This window comes from Gellertiella hungarica (assembly GCF_014197145.1).
Taxonomy (GTDB): Bacteria; Pseudomonadota; Alphaproteobacteria; order Rhizobiales; family Rhizobiaceae; genus Gellertiella; species Gellertiella hungarica.
In genome coordinates this window covers 127368-144678 of sequence record NZ_JACIEZ010000005.1, presented here as the reverse complement: position 1 = coordinate 144678, position 17311 = coordinate 127368, and the positions used below count along the sequence as shown (strand labels likewise).

Annotated in this window: 17 protein-coding genes and 1 tRNA gene; 12 read left to right on the top strand and 6 right to left on the bottom strand. The window is 62.3% G+C overall.

Features of this window, described 5'->3' with window-relative positions:
* Nucleotides 1–217: 217 nt before the first annotated feature.
* Nucleotides 218–934 carry a Crp/Fnr family transcriptional regulator gene (locus GGR23_RS13960; protein ID WP_183366910.1) on the top strand — a complete coding sequence of 239 codons (717 nt, stop codon included), beginning with the start codon at nt 218–220 and terminating at the stop codon, nt 932–934.
* A 74-nt stretch (nt 935–1008) separates the two neighbouring features.
* On the opposite strand, the gene GGR23_RS13955 is transcribed toward GGR23_RS13960, so the two are convergent.
* The 3 genes from GGR23_RS13955 to GGR23_RS13945 all read right to left on the bottom strand — a co-directional run bounded on the left by GGR23_RS13955 (nt 1009) and on the right by GGR23_RS13945 (nt 1748).
* Complete coding sequence (locus GGR23_RS13955) at nt 1009–1221, bottom strand: hypothetical protein (protein ID WP_210296975.1); 213 nt, start codon at nt 1219–1221, stop codon at nt 1009–1011.
* Nucleotides 1222–1247: 26 nt separating this feature from the next.
* Entirely contained in the window at nt 1248–1469 is a 222-nt protein-coding gene (locus tag GGR23_RS13950; protein ID WP_183366908.1) for a hypothetical protein, read from the bottom strand.
* 188 nt (nt 1470–1657) lie between these two features.
* Nucleotides 1658–1748 (bottom strand) — tRNA-Ser (locus GGR23_RS13945).
* A gap of 707 nt (nt 1749–2455) precedes the next feature.
* On the opposite strand from GGR23_RS13945, the gene GGR23_RS13940 reads away from it, so the two are divergent.
* Both GGR23_RS13940 and GGR23_RS13935 read left to right on the top strand, forming a co-directional pair.
* Nucleotides 2456–3472 carry a porin gene (locus GGR23_RS13940; protein ID WP_183366907.1) on the top strand — a complete coding sequence of 339 codons (1017 nt, stop codon included), beginning with the start codon at nt 2456–2458 and terminating at the stop codon, nt 3470–3472.
* 570 nt (nt 3473–4042) lie between these two features.
* Nucleotides 4043–4990 carry a porin gene (locus tag GGR23_RS13935; protein ID WP_183366906.1) on the top strand — a complete coding sequence of 316 codons (948 nt, stop codon included), beginning with the start codon at nt 4043–4045 and terminating at the stop codon, nt 4988–4990.
* 89 nt (nt 4991–5079) lie between these two features.
* Here the strand turns inward: GGR23_RS13935 and GGR23_RS13930 are convergent, their stop codons facing one another.
* Complete coding sequence (locus GGR23_RS13930; RefSeq protein ID WP_343066684.1) at nt 5080–5898, bottom strand: alpha/beta fold hydrolase; 819 nt, start codon at nt 5896–5898, stop codon at nt 5080–5082.
* A gap of 79 nt (nt 5899–5977) precedes the next feature.
* Entirely contained in the window at nt 5978–8026 is a 2049-nt protein-coding gene (locus GGR23_RS13925; RefSeq protein WP_183366905.1) for a lytic transglycosylase domain-containing protein, read from the bottom strand.
* A 310-nt stretch (nt 8027–8336) separates the two neighbouring features.
* Here GGR23_RS13925 and dapA point away from each other — a divergent pair, with 310 nt between their 5' ends.
* On the top strand, nt 8337–9218 hold the full coding sequence (gene dapA, locus GGR23_RS13920; protein ID WP_183366904.1) for a 4-hydroxy-tetrahydrodipicolinate synthase: 882 nt from the start codon (nt 8337–8339) through the stop codon (nt 9216–9218).
* An 82-nt stretch (nt 9219–9300) separates the two neighbouring features.
* Entirely contained in the window at nt 9301–9780 is a 480-nt protein-coding gene (gene smpB / locus GGR23_RS13915) for an SsrA-binding protein SmpB (protein ID WP_183366903.1), read from the top strand.
* A gap of 75 nt (nt 9781–9855) precedes the next feature.
* On the opposite strand, the gene GGR23_RS13910 is transcribed toward smpB, so the two are convergent.
* Nucleotides 9856–10434 carry a LabA-like NYN domain-containing protein gene (locus GGR23_RS13910; RefSeq protein ID WP_183366902.1) on the bottom strand — a complete coding sequence of 193 codons (579 nt, stop codon included), beginning with the start codon at nt 10432–10434 and terminating at the stop codon, nt 9856–9858.
* A 546-nt stretch (nt 10435–10980) separates the two neighbouring features.
* Between GGR23_RS13910 and rpoZ the strand changes: the two genes are divergently transcribed.
* The 7 genes from rpoZ (at nt 10981) to era (ending at nt 17285) form a co-directional block, all read left to right on the top strand.
* Entirely contained in the window at nt 10981–11385 is a 405-nt protein-coding gene (gene rpoZ, locus GGR23_RS13905; RefSeq protein WP_183366901.1) for a DNA-directed RNA polymerase subunit omega, read from the top strand.
* A 176-nt stretch (nt 11386–11561) separates the two neighbouring features.
* Nucleotides 11562–13772 (top strand): RelA/SpoT family protein, encoded by a 2211-nt coding sequence (locus GGR23_RS13900; protein ID WP_183366900.1) that lies wholly within the window; start codon nt 11562–11564, stop codon nt 13770–13772.
* A 236-nt stretch (nt 13773–14008) separates the two neighbouring features.
* On the top strand, nt 14009–14161 hold the full coding sequence (locus GGR23_RS13895) for a DUF3563 family protein (RefSeq protein ID WP_183366899.1): 153 nt from the start codon (nt 14009–14011) through the stop codon (nt 14159–14161).
* A gap of 227 nt (nt 14162–14388) precedes the next feature.
* The gene (acpS, locus tag GGR23_RS13890; RefSeq protein ID WP_183366898.1) at nt 14389–14787 is read left to right on the top strand and encodes a holo-ACP synthase; all 399 of its coding nucleotides are present in this window, start codon (nt 14389–14391) and stop codon (nt 14785–14787) included.
* Between the two features lie 98 nt (nt 14788–14885).
* Nucleotides 14886–15629, top strand: coding sequence for a signal peptidase I (gene lepB / locus GGR23_RS13885; protein WP_183366897.1), 744 nt, complete (start codon nt 14886–14888; stop codon nt 15627–15629).
* Complete coding sequence (gene rnc / locus GGR23_RS13880; RefSeq protein WP_183366896.1) at nt 15626–16345, top strand: ribonuclease III; 720 nt, start codon at nt 15626–15628, stop codon at nt 16343–16345. Before lepB ends, rnc begins: the two co-directional genes overlap by 4 nt.
* 7 nt (nt 16346–16352) lie before the next feature.
* Nucleotides 16353–17285, top strand: coding sequence for a GTPase Era (era, locus tag GGR23_RS13875; RefSeq protein ID WP_183366895.1), 933 nt, complete (start codon nt 16353–16355; stop codon nt 17283–17285).
* Nucleotides 17286–17311: the final 26 nt, after the last annotated feature.

Genomic DNA, 17311 nt, shown 5'->3' with positions numbered 1-17311 from the left:
CAGGTGACATTTCGCGGCTGACCGAGGCTCTTTTCCCCGCGGTAAATGCGAGCAATGCTCGCATATATTGAGGCAAAACAGGTAAAGCTCGGTACGATTGCAGACGGAAGCTCCCAATCGTCGAAATATGCCCTATGTATGCGCTATCGTTCGCAAGGCAGACAGGGCGCGAACGGCTGGGAGATAGCGACTCTTGCCCCAACAAGAGGCTTTCCTCATGCAGCACTCCTACGCCAACAGGCTTCTGGCCCTATTGCCCGCTTCCGAGCTCTCCGTCCTCGCGCCGCTTCTGGAGCACGTGGATCTCCCCAAGAGCTTCAGCATGGCATCGCCCGAAAGGCCGATCCAGCATGTCTACTTCCTGGAGCAGGGGCTGGGATCCATCGTCTCGGTTTCTCCGGAAGGACAGCGGGCCGAGGCCGGCATGTTCGGTTACGAGGGATTCGCCCCCACACCGCCCGCAGCCCATTCCGCCGTCAGCTTTCACGAAACCACCATGCAGGCACCCGGGCATGGCAACCGGATCAAGGTGACGGACTTCTGGGAGGTCATGCGCACATGCCCGCAGTTTTCCGAGCTGCTGCACCGTTCGACACACAATCTGGCGACACAGGTTTCCTACACGGCGCTGGCCAATGCGGTGCATCATGTGGATGAGCGGCTTGGCCGCTGGCTGCTGATGTGCCACGACCGCCTGCGGCAGGACGAGCTGCTGATCACCCACGAATTCATCGCGCTGATGCTCGCGGTGCGCCGCCCGAGCGTCACCACGTCGCTGCATGTGCTGGAAGGGAATCGCTTCATCCGCGCGGAGCGCGGCCGCATCATCATCCGCAACCGCAGGGCGCTCGAGGAATTTGCCCAGGATGCCTATGGCCGCCCCGAGGCCGAATATTCGCTGCTCTTCTCCGACATGCAGCCTGTCTCGGCCTGAGCGCCGGGCGTCCGGGCGGCAGGAGCGCGTATCCGGCCGGATCTCCCCGGGCAGCGCCCGGGGCTCCCGCCGGATCAGGTTCCGGAAGCCCTTGCGGGGCTGCCGTTCCGCTGAAGATAGGCAATAGCCACCATCTCCGCGAGAAGCAGCTCGCTCTCCTCGATGACCACCTCTACCAGCCTCGATGTCCGGCTTTCCGGCGTGCTTTCCAGCAGGATGGAAAGCTCCCAGAGGCCAAGCAGCAGCTTGCTGACTTCTTCGATCTGAGCCTGCACCATGTCGTCCATCCCCACTCTCATCATCGCCCGCGCCCTCAGTGACGCTGGAAGAAAGGCGGGGGAAGAAACACGTCGCGCAGAAGCGACTCGGAGCAGCAGCCGCATTCGAACCAGCTGACGATCCGCCTTGCCTGCTCCTCGCATTCCAGACTGTCGAGAGAGACGCCGTGCCTGATGCACCAGTCGATGAGCACACCCTGCATCATCACCACATCAATGGGCGAAATGGGCGCTTTTCCGCTGTGCTGCGTTGTCATTTCAAGCCTCCCCTTGCTGACCGAACCACACGGTGAACAATAGGCTTTCCACCATGACGAACAATGTCCGCCACCGTACCAATGGGGGAATCGTCTCTTCCGTACAATCAGAAGTGCAGGTCGGTCGGGGGAGGAGAAAGGCCCTGTGCGATGGGCCAACGGGCCGCCAGCAGGCGGCGGAGTTCTCGTGGCGGAGAAGATGGGATTCGAACCCACGATACCCTTTAGGGGTATACTCCCTTAGCAGGGGAGCGCCTTCGACCACTCGGCCACCTCTCCAACCACGAGAGCGCTGATAAAGAAATTCCCCCCCTTAATCAACCCAATTCCGCAAGGAAATTATGGGACTGCACAAGCGAGGCCCCGCGCCCGCCGAAAGGAGGCGTGTGAAGTGCAGGCGGTGGCGGCAGATCGGCCCCGGGCCAGGGCATTTCCTGCACTCTATATATAGGCCGGTGTGCGGCTGCCCGGGCATGGCTGCCGAAGCGGACCGTGGCGACCGCTGTTCCATACGAACGGAATCAGGATCTCCACCCCGCGGGAATCATCGAAAGGTGCGGCGAGAATCGTCCCGCCGCACCGCGCCTCGGGTCTCTCTCTCGCCGCGAGGGGAAGGATCGTCTCCCTCTCGGCCCGTGTGCCAAAATGGACGGATCGGGCTGTTTCATGGCCTGAATGTGGCCTGAGGTCCTATGGCTACGGTTCGCTTAACCCTTGATTTTCCTTCATTTCTTAACGAAGGGTTAACGAATGCGGCGGGGCGTTGCCCCGTTTGTGTTGTTTTCGCAACATGTCAGTTCCAAGAACATTTTAAACAATCACCGAATGTCAGATGAATGTTGCGCCCCCACGATGGTTATATATTGTGCATTCCAGAAGCGAGGCGGTGGATCGTCCGTCTTCTAACTCAAACGGGACTGGGGCAGGGAACGCTGCCTGCGCGGCGAAGAACCCAGGACCAAAGACAACTTGACTGGAGGTCAAACATGAACATCAAGAGCCTTCTCCTCGGCTCCGCTGCAGCTCTCGCTGTAGTATCTGGCGCACACGCCGCTGACGCGATCGTAGCTGCTGAGCCGGAACCGGCTGAATATGTAAAGGTTTGCGACGCATTCGGCACCGGCTACTTCTACATCCCGGGCACCGAAACCTGCCTCAAGATCGGCGGTCACATCCGTTACGACATCAAGGGCGGCGAACTGCTCGGCCTCGACACCGACGCTGACGGCGAAGGCGATGCATGGGCCAAGCGCGCTCAGTTCCGTCTGAAGGTTTCCACGGCTGCCGACACCGAATACGGCGCCCTGAAGACCTACGCTGAAGTCAACTTCAACAACGACAACAGCTCGGGCTCCACCTCGACCAACCTCGACCACGCTTACATCGAACTCGGCGGCCTGCTCGTTGGTTACACCGACTCGCTGTTCACCCAGTTCACCGGCTACGCTGGTAACGTGATCCAGGACGCCCTGATCCCGGTAGGCCCGTACGGCGTTCACCTGATCCAGTACACCTATGACGCCGGCAACGGCTTCAAGATCGCAGCTGCTGTCGAAGACGATGCAGGCGCTGGCGACGGCTACATGCCGAACCTGGTTGCTGGCGTTGGCTACAACAACGGCACCTTCGGCGTCGGCCTCGTAGGCGGCTACGACGAATCCGCTGAAGAAGGCGCCATCAAGGCTCGCGTTGACGGCTCCTTCGGCGGCGTTGACGTATTCGTAATGGCTGGCTGGAACACCGATGGTGACTTCAACAACCGTTACGCAACTTGGGACGGCGACTGGGCTGTCTGGGGTGGCTTCTCTGCTGCTCTCTCCGACAACGCCAAGCTGAACGCTCAGCTCTCCTACGACGACGGCACCAACTTCGCCGCTGTTGCAAACGTAGCCTTCACCGTTGCTTCGGGCTTCACCGTAACCCCGGAAATCGACTACGTATCGAACAACGATGCAGACACCGACGCTTGGGGCGGCATGCTCCGCATCCAGCGCTCGTTCTAATCTCTGCTCTGCAGCGATTTAGGGGAAAGCCCGGCTTCAAGCCGGGCTTTTTCCGTTTCGGGAGCCGTGCAACGCGGCTGTTCCATTTCCGCACATCCCGCAGCCGATTCTCGTCCGCCCGCTGCCCGCGCGCCTTCTGAGGCGCATTTCACCTGAAAATCCGTCTTGCCGGCCCGATCCCGAGCGGGTGCGCCGCCGTTCTGCCGATGGGCAGTGCGCTGCATCGCTCTCATGCCTAAAGCCACAACCAAAAGACGAAAAATATGACGCTCTGATGGGTTTCAGACTGCGAGATCCCGCCTTGATGGTTTGTTTCGATTATCTGTAATAACAATAAGTGAAGGAAATATATAGTATATTCGTGTGTTTTGTCCGTCACTTCTTCAGCGTAAGTGGCTTATAAAAGATGAACTTAATCAATTCGAAATTGCGCAAAAGCCGATGCTTTGTTTTCCTTCTCTCCAGACGCGGGGCGGAAGCGCCCGGTCTTCTGAAACTGAGACTAGGGCTCGAGCAGGGGCGCCGGACAACCGGCTGAGCAAGAGCCCTCCAACGTGACTGGAGGTCAACATGAACATCAAGAGCCTTCTTCTTGGCTCCGCCGCAGCGCTGGTTGTGGTATCGGGTGCACAGGCTGCGGACGCTATCGTCACCGCCGAGCCGGAACCCGCTGAATACGTGAAGGTTTGCGATGCCTTCGGCGCCGGCTTCTTCTATATTCCGGGCACGGAAAACTGCCTGAAGATCGGCGGCTACGTCCGCTTCAACGTCGGCTTCAACAGCGCCGACAAGAACCGCAAGTGGGATGCGACCACCAAGGCCGACATCAATGTCACCGCCAAGACCGAAACCGAACTCGGCGCTCTGACCGGCTTCATCGAGACCAATGCCGTCGCCGACGATCAGGCTGCTGCCGCGAACTTCGCCCTCGACTCCGCCTACATCAAGCTCGGCGGTCTCCAGGTCGGCTACTTCGCTGGCTACTTCGACGCCGGTATCGGTGAAAACTCCGGCTGGGCAGCAAAGTCCAAGTTCAACGCCGTGTCCTACACCTTCGAAGGCGACGGCTTCGGCATCGGCCTCGGCCTGGACGAAACCGGTGAAGTTGCCAACGGCGTGGGCATCGAAGGCCAGATCTCTGCCGGATCCGGTCCGTTCAGTGCCAAGCTGATCGGCGTCTATGACACCGATGCCGAGAATGGCGCCATCAAGGGCATCGTCTCTGCTGAAGCCGGCCCGGGCACGCTGAGCGTCGCTGGCGTGTGGTCCAACGGCCAGAACATCTACACCAATGACCGCAAGTGGGCTGTTGGTGCCGCCTATTCCGTCAAGGCCAGCGATCAGCTGACCGTCATGCCGGAATTCCAGGTTTCGGAAAACCTGGCTGGCGATCAGAACTGGTTCGTCGGTGCGCTCACCAGCTACCAGATCACCAATGGCCTCACCGGTTCGGTGGACGTGAACTACAACAAGGACGAGTCCGTTTCGGGCTACTTCCGCCTGCAGCGCTCGTTCTGATCTGAACGAGGTACAACAGGAGGCCCGGCATCTTGCCGGGCCTTTTGCGTTTGGCATCCGATCGGCCTGCCGATGGAGGGCAGACAGGTCTAGCCTGCGAGAAAAGCAGCGATGGCAGCGTAAACGTCGGGGAGATGCAGCAGGGGGGCATGGCCTTGTCCCGCTGCGATGAAGCTTTCGGCTTTCGGGTGCCGCCGGAGCATCTCCTCCAGCACCTGTGGCTCCAGAAGCCGCGAATGCTCCCCTCGGATGACGAGCATCGGCATGGCAGTGAGGTTGTCGAAGAGCGCCCAGAGGTCGGGCAGCGGCTGGCCGAGATCGAGCGCCTTGACCGCAGCCGCTATGGCCGGATCCACATCCGGGATCATGGCTTCTTCCGGACCGCGATAGATGGCCCGCGCCATCTCCTCCCAGTCGTCGGCCCCGAGTGCCGGAAACGCATCTCCGTGGACGATCCGCAGGGCGGCGATCACTTCGCGAAGCCGGGCAGGGCGCGGGGAGGGATCGAGATAGGCCTGAATGTGGCGCATTCCTTCCAGCCCGATGACCGGCCCGATATCGTTGAGCACGAGTTTTCCGAGACGTTCCGGCGCGGTCGCGCCCAGCACATGCAGGATCAGTCCGCCCCGGGACGTGCCGATGAAATCTGCTTTCGGGATATCCAGCGCATCCATCACGGTCAGCACGTCCGCCGCCTCGACCGGCACCGAATAGCGGGCCGGGTCCGGGTCGCGCTCGGAAAGGCCGCGGCCGCGGGAGTCGATGAGGATCACGGTCCTCGGCCCCTGCGGGCCGGAGGTAAGCCGTTCCGCGAGAGGCTGGAAATCCCGGCCATTGCGGGTGAGACCGGCAAGACAGATCAGGGGCGGGCCTTCAAGGTGGCCGTCGTCCCGGCCATGGATCGCCACATGCAGCGTCAGTCCGTCGGACGTGAGAACCTGTTTCGTCGTGATCGGAATGGGGCATCCTCCGGTTCCGGGGCCTGTGTCACTCCGCCGAAGCGGTGCGTCCGTAGCGGCCGAACCGCAGGTCTTCGACGATGCTGGCCTGCTGGCCGAGCCGGCTCTTGTAGACTTCGTAGTTCTCCATCACACGCTGCACGTAGTTGCGCGTTTCGGTGAAGGGGATGCGTTCGATCCAGTCCACCACCTCCTCGATCGACTTCCCGCGGGGATCGCCATAGCGGGCCACCCATTCGCCCACCCGGCGCGGGCCGGCATTGTAGGCTATGAAGGTCATGATGTAGGAGCCGTTGAAGGTGTCGATCTGCTCGCCGAGATAGTGGGCCCCCAGCGTCGCATTATAGCCCGCATCGGTGGTGAGGCGGTCCTTGGAGAAGGCGATTCCGTTGCGCTTGGCCACGGTCTTCGCGGTGCTGGGCAGGAGCTGCAGCAGGCCCCGCGCATTGGCCGCGGAAACCGCAGCCGGATTGAAGGCGCTTTCCTGCCGCGCGATGGCATAGGCCAGCGCCTTGCCGGAGCCGGAAATGTTGGCGCTTTTCGGGATCACGCCGACGGGGAAGGCCAGTGCAGCCGCATCGATGCCACGGCTGTAGGCGGTCTTGCCGATGTTGAGCGAAAGCTGGTGATCGCCGGATTTCTCGGCGCGTGCGGCCAGCAAAGCCAGTTCTCCGGGGCTGTCCAGCTGTTCGGCCAGCGCCATGTAGAGCTTGCGCGCCCGATGGCCATGCCCCGCAGCTTCCAGGCGCGAGATTGCCTGAACCGCCTCGCGGGACTGGAAGCGGGCCCGATCCTCGCCGCCCGGCGAGGGATAGGACACGTTCAGGGTCTGCCGTTTCAGCTTGGCGGCGGCAATCTGCCCGTAGAAGGTGGCCGGATGGCGGGCCGCGCGCGCATAGAATTCGGCGGCATTGGGATCGCCCGCCGCCTCTGCCGCACGACCGAGCCAGTAATAGGCGCGCGAAACGGACAGCGGCCGGGAGGACGCCTTGAGAATGGCGCGGAAATGCTTCGAGGCGGTTGCCGGATCCTTCAGGCCGCGCAGGGCGTACCATCCGGCATGGAACTGCGCCTCGACCTGATCCGCCTGTTCCTCGGCGACCTCGCCTGCCGCGATGCGATAGGCGGCCTTGATGTGTCCGTCATCCATCAGCCCCCGGCTGACGATGCGCTGCTCGTTCCACCAGGCGCCGGGATCGACCAGCGCATCGCGGTCGCGCGGCATGGCACCCAGCAGGGTCGCGGCGGTCTGCCAGTTTTCCTTGCGGCGGTTGTACTGCACGCGGGCGAAGAGATAGCCGGGATCGTTCTTCCAGCGCGGATCGACCGCCTTCAGGAGGCTTGCGGCCTGCGAAGACTTGTTCAGCACCGCTGACCAGGCATTGTAAAGGCTCTGCGCCTGCCCGAGCGAAGACATACGCTTCGCCTGCGTGATGCGGTTGTTGTAAAGCAGCAGGTCCATCCGCGCCTTGTGGTCTGCAGCGGTCATCAACCCGCCGAGCGCTTTCAGGGCCCGTGTCTCCAGTGCCGTATCGAACACCATCGTTCGCCAGGCCTTGCGCCAGACCTTGGCGGCCCGCTTCGGGTTGCCCGTGTCGCGCAGGGCGCTTGCCAGAATGAAGGCGCCTTCCGCCGTCTCGGGCTGCGTATCGCCAAAGGCTGCAACCACATCGCCGGCCGAGGGGTTTTCCCGGTACAGCGCCTTTTCCGAAAGGGCGCGCAGGCGCTCCAGGCCCGGCCAGCCGCGAAGCTCGCCCTGCGCCTCGGCGATCTCGGAAGAAGGCACGCCCGGCGCTCCGGAGACCGCGATTGCCCAGGTCAGGATGTGGCGGTCGAGCGTGCTGCCGCGCAGGCGGTCGCGGATTGCAAGGGCCTGCCCGATGTCGTCGCGCGAGAGCGCGTCCAGGCCGGCCTTCAGCAGCGGGCTTGCGGCGCTCGAGGCGGTGCGGGGAATGGCGCCGGTGATTTCGGACGAGGTACCGGGCTGAGCCTGCTTTTTCTGCGCAAGTGTCCCGGCCTGTGCCACGGGTTCCAGCATCATCAGGCCAACAAGGGAAAGAGAAAGAAGCTTCTTCATCGGTCAGGCTCGTAAGTCTGGTCTCCATGTGTGGAGACACGGTGAATTCTTCAAGGGCCGTTGCATGTCGCCGGGCCGGATCTCCGTCGAACCTTCATTTGGCGCTGGAATGATTAATGAAAGCTTACCCGGAAGCCGTCAATTATTCACGATCGTGTGTCCCGGCCGGGGCGTCACAAATCTCTAAAAAACCGGCGGAAACGCACCCATCCTTGCTTGTTTCGGCCTTTCCCTCCCATTATGGTGCGCGGGATTTGATAGGTGAATTGCGGCCAAATTCCCATCGGTACGGCCGTTTCAGGAGTGTTCAATGTTCAAGGGATCGATCCCCGCACTGGTTACCCCCTTCACGGAAACCGGTGCACTGGATGAAGCGTCTTTCGCCAGCCACGTCGACTGGGTCATCAAGGAAGGCAGCCACGGCGTCGTGCCGGTTGGCACCACCGGCGAGTCGCCGACGCTGTCCCATGACGAACATAAACGCGTCGTGGAACTCTGCATCGAGGTGGTTGCCAAGCGGGTTCCGGTCATTGCCGGCGCCGGCTCCAACAACACCCGCGAGGCCATCGAGCTGGCACAGCACGCCGAAAAGGTAGGCGCGGATGCGCTGCTGGTGGTCACGCCCTACTACAACAAGCCGACCCAGAAGGGTCTGATCGCCCATTTCATGGCGATTGCCGAGGCGGTGAAGCTGCCGATCGTCATCTACAATATTCCGGGCCGGTCGGTGATCGACATGTCCCCGGAAACGATGGGCGCGCTGGCAAGGGCGCACAAGAACATCGTGGGCGTGAAGGATGCGACGGGCAAGATCGAGCGGGTCTCCGAGCAGCGCGCAAGCTGCGGCAAGGACTTCGTGCAGCTTTCGGGAGAGGATGCCACGGCCCTCGGCTTCAACGCCCATGGCGGCGTCGGCTGCATTTCGGTCACGGCCAACGTGGCGCCGAAGCTCTGCGCCGAATTCCAGGAAGCCACGCTTGCGGGCGATTTCGCCAAGGCCCTGTCCTATCAGGACAGGCTGATGCCGCTTCACAAGGCCATCTTCATGGAACCCGGCGTCTGCGGCGCGAAATACGGCCTTTCCAAGCTCGGCCGCATGAGCCGCAACGTGCGTTCGCCGCTCCTGCCGATCCTCGAACCGGCAACCGAGGCGGCCATGGATGCCGCGCTGAAGCATGCCGGCCTGATCTGATCGTCTCCGCTCTTCCCTTCGGGCCGGTTCGGTCTTACATGATGGTCCCGGCCCGACCGGAAAGCGAGAGAGAACAAAAATCATGGCACCCAAAGGCAGCCAGCGCGTCGTCAACAAGATCGTTGCGGAAAACCGCAAGGCGCGCTTCAATTACGAGATCATCGACACCTACGAGGCCGGGCTCGTGCTGACGGGCACCGAGGTGAAGTCTCTGCGCGACGGCAAGGCCAACATCACGGAATCCTACGCGTCTGACGAAGGGGACGAGATCTGGCTGATCAATTCCCATCTTCCGGAATACCTGCAGGCGAACCGCTTCAACCACGAACCGCGCCGCCGCAGGAAGCTGTTGCTTTCCAAGCGCGAGATCAATCGCCTGCGCGCCGCCATCAATCGTGAAGGCATGACGCTCATCCCGCTGAAGATCTACTTCAACGACAAGGGCAGGGCAAAGCTGGAGCTGGCCCTCGGCAAGGGCAAGAAGCTGCACGACAAGCGCGAGACGGAGAAGGAGCGCGACTGGAACCGCCAGAAGACGCGGCTTCTGAAGGACCGCGGCTGAGAACGGCTCCCCAAACCCAAGGCATGAAAAAACCCGCGCCAGGCGCGGGTTTTGCTTGTCGGAACGGGGCGTGGTTCAGGTTTCCACGTCGTCTGCCACCGGCTCCACCACGCGCACCGGGCGTTCGGACGGATCGCGGCCGACTTCGGCGCGAAGGGTGGTCAGATCGATGAAGTGGTCTGCCTGGCGGCGCAGGTCATCGGCGATCATCGGCGGCTGGGTCGCCATGGTGGACACCACGGATACCTTGCGGCCCTTGCGCTGCAGCGCCTCGACCAGCGTGGTGAAGTCGCCGTCGCCGGAGAAGATGACGAGGTGATCGACCGTCTCGGACTGCTCCATGGCGTCGATCGCGAGTTCGATGTCCATGTTGCCCTTGATCTTGCGGCGACCCATGGAGTCGGTGAATTCCTTGGCCGGCTTGGTGATCACCTTGTAGCCGTTATAGTCCAGCCAGTCGATCAGCGGGCGGATGGAGGAATATTCCTGATCCTCGATCAGCGCCGTGTAGTAATAGGCGCGCAGCAGGTATCCCCGCTTCTGGAATGCTTTCAGCAGCTTGCGGTAATCGATGTCGAAGCCAAGGCTCTTGGATGCGGCATAGAGATTGGCGCCATCGATAAACAGGGCAATCTTTTCTCGCGGGTCGAACATGTGATAATTCCTAATCCAAAAAGGAGACAATACGGCTGCAATGTCCACATGCGGGGCCGTTTCTCACCGGCATCCTTCGCGCGCACAACATTTTTACTGTCTAAAATAAATATTATTGCAAACTTTCCGTTCTTCCAAGCAACTATGAGTTGCCGCTCCAAAAATATGGGCTCCTGTTGGGTGAGGCGGCGTCGCCATTCTGTAGGAAGCTCTTTCGAAATATTTGCTAATATGACATGATTTGGTGCCGTTTGCACCCGGATTCGTCCCGCTTGGCGCCTGAGGGGAGAGCCGCCGGGGTTGCTGCCCGTCCTGCCCGCCGGCGGGGCGGCGCAACCAGGGATAGGATTATTCGCGCAGCCTCTGTCCGTCTTCGCGCGCGGCCATGGCCGACCCCGGCCTCCATGATTCGCCCGCCGCGGCTCTCCGGCAGGGGGCAATCGCCCTGAAAAGCCGGGAGGGAGCAGGAAAAACTTGAATTTCCGGGCCATTGCCTGTATCGGCGGGAACAGTGTTCCCCGAATTCGCGAATATGAAGGACAGGCCATGGCCCGTGTCACCGTAGAAGACTGCATTGATAAGGTCGACAACCGTTTCGAGCTCGTGCTGCTTGCCAGCCACCGCGCGCGCCTCATTTCCCAGGGTGCCCCGATCACCATCGACCGCGACAACGACAAGAACCCGGTCGTCGCGCTGCGCGAGATCGCGGACGAGACCCTGTCTCCGGACGACCTGAAGGAAGACCTGATCCACTCGCTGCAGAAGCATGTGGAAGTGGACGAGCCCGAGCATGAAGGCGCCGCGATGATCGGCGGTGGCGTCGTGGCTGCGGACAAGGGCGACGAAGAGGACGATCTGCCGGAAACGCTGACCTTCGACCAGATGTCGGAAGAAGAGCTTCTGGCCGGCATCGAAGGCCTCGTCCCGCCGGAAAAGAGCGACGACTACTGATAGGCCGACACGCCCGAAGGCGCGGTGCAGCGGCATCGGCCACGCGGCGTGCGCCATCGCCTCCATGCGACGGCCGTTATTTTCGAACCGGCCGTTTCGATTGAGATTGCAATGCGATGCGCCAGTCTTATGATTGGCGCATCTTTGCTTTTTATGCGCCGGGGAGAGTGCGGGGAATGATGCGGCAATACGAGCTCGTCGAGCGCGTCCAGCAATACAAGCCTGATGCGAACGAAGCTCTCCTGAACAAGGCCTATGTCTATGCCATGCAGAAGCATGGACAGCAGAAGCGGGCCAGCGGCGACCCCTACATCTCCCACCCGCTCGAGGTCGCGGCCATCCTCACGGAAATGCGCCTCGACGAATCGACCATCGCGGTCGCGCTGCTTCACGACACGATCGAGGATACGACGGCGACGCGCGCCGAGATCGACGAGCTTTTCGGCGAAGACATCGGCCGGCTGGTCGAAGGGCTGACGAAGATCAAGAAGCTCGATCTGGTGACCAAGAAGGCCAAGCAGGCGGAAAACCTGCGCAAGCTGCTTCTCGCCATTTCCGACGACGTGCGCGTGCTCCTCGTCAAGCTCGCCGACCGGCTGCACAACATGCGCACGCTGGACCACATGACGGCGGAAAAGCGCGCCCGCATCTCCGAGGAGACGATGGACATCTATGCGCCGCTCGCCGGCCGCATGGGCATGCAGGACATGCGCGAGGAGCTTGAGGAGCTTTCCTTCCGCCACATCAATCCGGAGGCCTACGAGACGGTCACGCGCCGGCTCGAGGAGCTGTCGCGCCGGAACGAGGGGCTGATCAAGAAGATCGAGGACGAGCTGCGCGACCTGCTCGTGGCCAACGGGCTCACCGGGGCTTCGGTCAAGGGCCGGCAGAAGAAGGCCTATTCCGTCTTCCGCAAGATGCAGTCCAAGTCGCTGTCCTTCGAGCAGCTTTCGGATGTCTATGGTTTCCGGATCATCGTCGAGACGGTTCCGGCCTGCTATCAGGCGCTGGGCATCGTCCACAGCCGCTGGCGCGTGGTGCCCGGGCGCTTCAAGGACTATATCTCGACGCCGAAGCAGAACGATTACCGCTCCATCCACACCACCATCGTCGGGCCGTCGCGCCAGCGCATCGAGCTGCAGATCCGCACCAAGCGCATGCACGAGATCGCCGAATACGGCATCGCCGCCCATTCCCTCTACAAGGACGGCGCCGCCGGGCCGGAAGGCGAGGGGCTCGGGCGCGAGAGCAATGCCTATTCCTGGCTGCGCCATACCATCGAGGCGCTGGCGGAGGGCGACAGCCCCGAAGAATTCCTGGAGCACACCAAGCTCGAGCTCTTCCAGGATCAGGTCTTCTGCTTCACGCCGAAGGGCAAGCTGATTGCCCTGCCGCGCGGTGCGACGCCCATCGACTTCGCCTATGCCGTACACACCAATATCGGCGACACCACCGTGGGCGCGAAGATCAACGGGCGGATCATGCCGCTGGTGACGCGCCTTGCCAATGGCGACGAGGTGGAGATCATCCGCTCCGGCGTGCAGGTGCCGCCGGCCGCCTGGGAAGAAATCGTGGTGACCGGCAAGGCGCGCGCCGCCATCCGCCGCGCCACCCGCATGGCGATCCGCAAGCAATATGCCGGTCTCGGCCACCGCATCCTCGAGCGCACCTTCGAGCGCGCCGGCAAGATCTTCTCGCGCGACGTGATGCGGCCCGCCCTTCACAGGCTCGGCCAGAAGGACGTGGAAGACGCCATCGCCGCCGTCGGGCGCGGGGAAATCTCGTCCCTCGACGTGCTCAGGGCCGTCTATCCCGATCATCAGGACGAGCGCGTGACGGTGAAGCCGAGTTCCGACGAGGGCTGGTTCCACATGAACACGGCCACCGGCATGGCCTTCCGCCTGCCGGGCCAGGCCAAGGCCGATGCCGCCGCCGGCCTCGTCCCCATCCGCGGGCTGTCCGGTTCGCTGGAAGTGCGCTTCTCGCCCGCGGGTGCCGTTCCCGGCGACCGCATCGTCGGCATCATGGACGAGAACCGCGAGGGCATCACCATCTATCCGATCCAGGCCTCGGCACTGCAGCAGTTCGACGACGAGCCGGACCGCTGGATCGACGTGCGCTGGGACCTCGATTTCGCCAACAAGTCCCGCTTCACCGCCCGGGTGCTGATCAACGCCATCAACGAGCCCGGCACGCTCGCCAAGGTGGCGCAGGTGATCGCCACGCTCGACGTGAACATCCGCACCCTCAGCATGGTGCGCATCGCCATCGACTTCACCGAAATGGCGCTGGATCTCGAGGTCTGGGACCTCAGGCAGCTCAACCAGCTTCTTGCCCAGCTGAAGGAGCTGGACTGCCTCGCGACGGTGAAGCGCGTCTTCGACTGAGCGGCACCGGATTAACCTTTGTGACCCCGGATCCGGCCCGCAGGCCGGATCTTTCGCTTTTGCGCCGCATAAATGAGCATATTGCATCGCAGCAGTGCAAAAAACGTTCATGAAATGGGCAGAAAAGCGGCAATCTATGCACTGAATGCATATCAGGCCGCGCGCATGAGCGTTGGTCATCACCGCGGAAAAATATTATCTCTTGCTCCAGATAAATCGGTTGAAAGGAGCAAAAAATGTTCAGGTCCTTCAAGAAAATCGCCCGCAGCCTCCGTGGTCCCTCCGTTCAGGAGCGGGAAATGGCCTATCTCTGCGAGAGCGTTGATCGCTACGACTTCGAATACCGCCAGCGCCAGGTCGATCAGGGCCTGTTCCGCAAGGGCCTCTGATCCGAGGAAACGGCCCGGCCCCACGGATCTGGCCGGACCGGATGCGGGAGCGACAGGTGCTTCCGCGGAGATGGATGACGACGGGCAGGCGAGGACCGCCCGTCAGGCCGCGGCCATGATGGCCGGTGCCCGCTGCCCGCAGCGCTTGACCTTTTGGCCGAATCCGGCCGAATAGGCGGGAGGAGGGGCGCAGCCCCCCGCAAACAGGTCACCGGGAACGGACATCCATGATCATTGGCATCGGCAGCGATCTTGCCGACATCCGTCGCGTCGAAAACTCTCTCGCCCGTTTCGGCGAACGGTTCACCCAGCGCTGCTTCACCGATGTCGAGCGCGCCAAGTCCGACGGGCGCAAGAACCGTGCTGCCTCCTATGCCAAGCGGTTCGCCGCCAAGGAAGCCTGCGCCAAGGCGCTCGGCACGGGCATTGCCCAGGGCGTCTTCTGGCGCGACATGGGCGTCGTGAACCTGCCGTCAGGCAAACCCACCATGAAGCTGACCAACGGTGCCGCCGAGCGTCTGGAAGCGATGCTGCCGGAAGGGCACCGCGCCGTCATACATTTGACCATTACCGATGATTTTCCCTATGCCCAGGCTTTCGTGATCATCGAGGCGCTGCCCGTCTGACTTGCCATGCGGGCACTCGCCACGACGCCGTTGCCATTGCCCCCGCGCACCGAACGGGTTACAGAGGGCCGAATACAGTTTTAAGGGATTGAGACAGCGTGTCCGAACAGACAGTGCAAAAGCCGAACGCTCTTTGGGAAAACGTCAAGGTCATCATCGAGGCGCTGCTTCTTGCGGTGGTGATCCGCACGCTGGCCTTCCAGCCTTTCACGATCCCGTCCGGGTCGATGATGCCGACGCTGCTCGTCGGCGATTACATCTTCGTGAACAAGTTCGCCTATGGCTACTCGAAGTACTCGCTGCCCTTCTCGCCGGACCTCTTCGAAGGCCGCATCTTCGGGGCGGATCCGAAGCGTGGCGATATCGTCGTCTTCCGCAAGCCGTCCGAGCCGAACATCGATTACATCAAGCGCTGCGTCGGCCTGCCCGGCGACCGCATCCAGGTGCTGAGCGGCGTGCTCTACATCAATGGCCAGCCGGTTCCGAAGCAGCCCGACGGCACCTTCACCTCCGATTACCGCAAGGACCCGGGCACGGATGTGCCGGTCTTCCGCGAAACGCTGGACAACGGCGTCACCTTTGACACGCTTGACCAGGTACCGGATGGCGAGGGCGACAACACCCGCGAATTCATCGTTCCGGAAGGTCACTACTTCATGATGGGCGACAACCGCGACAATTCCCGCGACAGCCGCTTCGACGTCGGTTTCGTGCCTGCGGAAAATCTGGTCGGCCGCGCGTCCTTCATCACCTTCTCCATCGGCAACGACACGTCCTTTGCCGAAGTCTGGAAGTGGCCGTCCAACATGCGTTGGAACCGCATCTTCAAGGCTGTCGAATGACGAAGCCGAAAGCGCTTTCGCCGGATGACTTCGCCCGGCTGGAGGCCTTGATCGGCCACGCCTTCGCCGACCGGGCCCGGCTCGACCGGGCGCTCGTGCATGCCAGCGCGCTCCAGTCGCGCGGCGGAAACTACGAGCGCCTCGAATTCCTGGGCGACCGGGTGCTCGGCCTTTGCGTTGCCGAACATCTCTTCAACACCTTCAGGGAGGCGAAGGAGGGCGAGCTTTCCGTCCGCCTCAACCAGCTCGTCAGCGCCCAGACCTGTGCCTCGGTGGCGGACGAGATGGAGCTGCACCGCTTCATCCGCACCGGATCGGACGTGAAGAAGCTCACCGGCAGCCGCATGCTGAACGTGCGTGCGGATGTGGTGGAAAGCCTCATTGCCGCGCTTTATCTCGATGGCGGGCTCGAAGCCGCGCGCCGCTTCATTCTCAAGTACTGGGAAAAGCGCGTCAGCCAGCCGGACAGCGGGCGGCGGGATGCAAAGACGGAACTGCAGGAATGGGCACATGCCAAATTTGCGGCAACCCCTTCCTACCGGGTTGATGACCGGTCCGGACCGGATCATGATCCCCGCTTCACCGTGACGGTGCAAATTCCCGGCGTGAAGCCGGAACAGGGCGTTGAACGGTCCAAGCGCGCGGCCGAGCAGGTGGCCGCAACCCGGCTCCTCGAGCGGGAAGGCGTCTGGCCGAAGGACAATGCCGGAGAGTGATGGAACAATGACAGACAATCAGGACAATGCCAACGTCCCAGCCGAAGCGGCAACCCATTCCGGCTTCGTGGCGCTCATCGGCGCGACCAATGCCGGCAAGTCGACGCTGGTCAACCGCCTCGCTGGCGCGAAGGTTTCGATCGTCAGCCACAAGGTGCAGACGACGCGTGCCATCGTGCGCGGCATCGCGATCCACAAGAATGCGCAGATTGTGTTCATGGATACGCCCGGCATCTTCAAGCCGCGCCGGCGCCTCGACCGGGCCATGGTGACCAGCGCCTGGGGCGGGGCCAAGGATGCCGATCTCGTGGCGCTGCTGATCGACAGCGAGCGCGGCTTGCGCGGCGATGCGGAAACCATTCTCGAGGGCCTGAAGGACGTGCCGCAGCGCAAGATCCTCATCCTCAACAAGATCGACCGCGTGCGCCCCGAGGATCTCCTCAAGCTGGCGGCCGCGGCCAACGAAAAGATCGCCTTCGACCGTACCTTCATGATCTCGGCGACCACGGGTTCCGGCTGCGGCGACCTGATGGACTACTTCGCCGAAACCCTGCCGGAAGGCCCTTGGTACTATCCGGAAGACCAGATCTCCGACCTTCCCATGCGCCAGCTGGCGGCGGAGATCACCCGCGAGAAGCTGTTCCTGCGGCTTCACCAGGAGCTTCCCTATGCCTCCCATGTGGAGACGGAGAAGTGGGAAGAGCGCAAGGATGGTTCGGTTCGCATCGAGCAGGTCATCTACGTGGAGCGCGACAGCCAGAAGAAGATCGCGCTTGGCAAGAATGGCGAGGCGATCAAGTCCATCTCCATCGCCGCCCGCAAGGAGCTTTCCGAGATCCTCGAGCAGCCCGTGCATCTCTTTCTCTTCGTGAAGGTGCGCGAGAACTGGGGCGACGATCCCGAGCGTTTCCGCGAAATGGGCCTGGACTTCCACAGCTGAAGCCGGGCGTCACGAAAGGGGCCCGT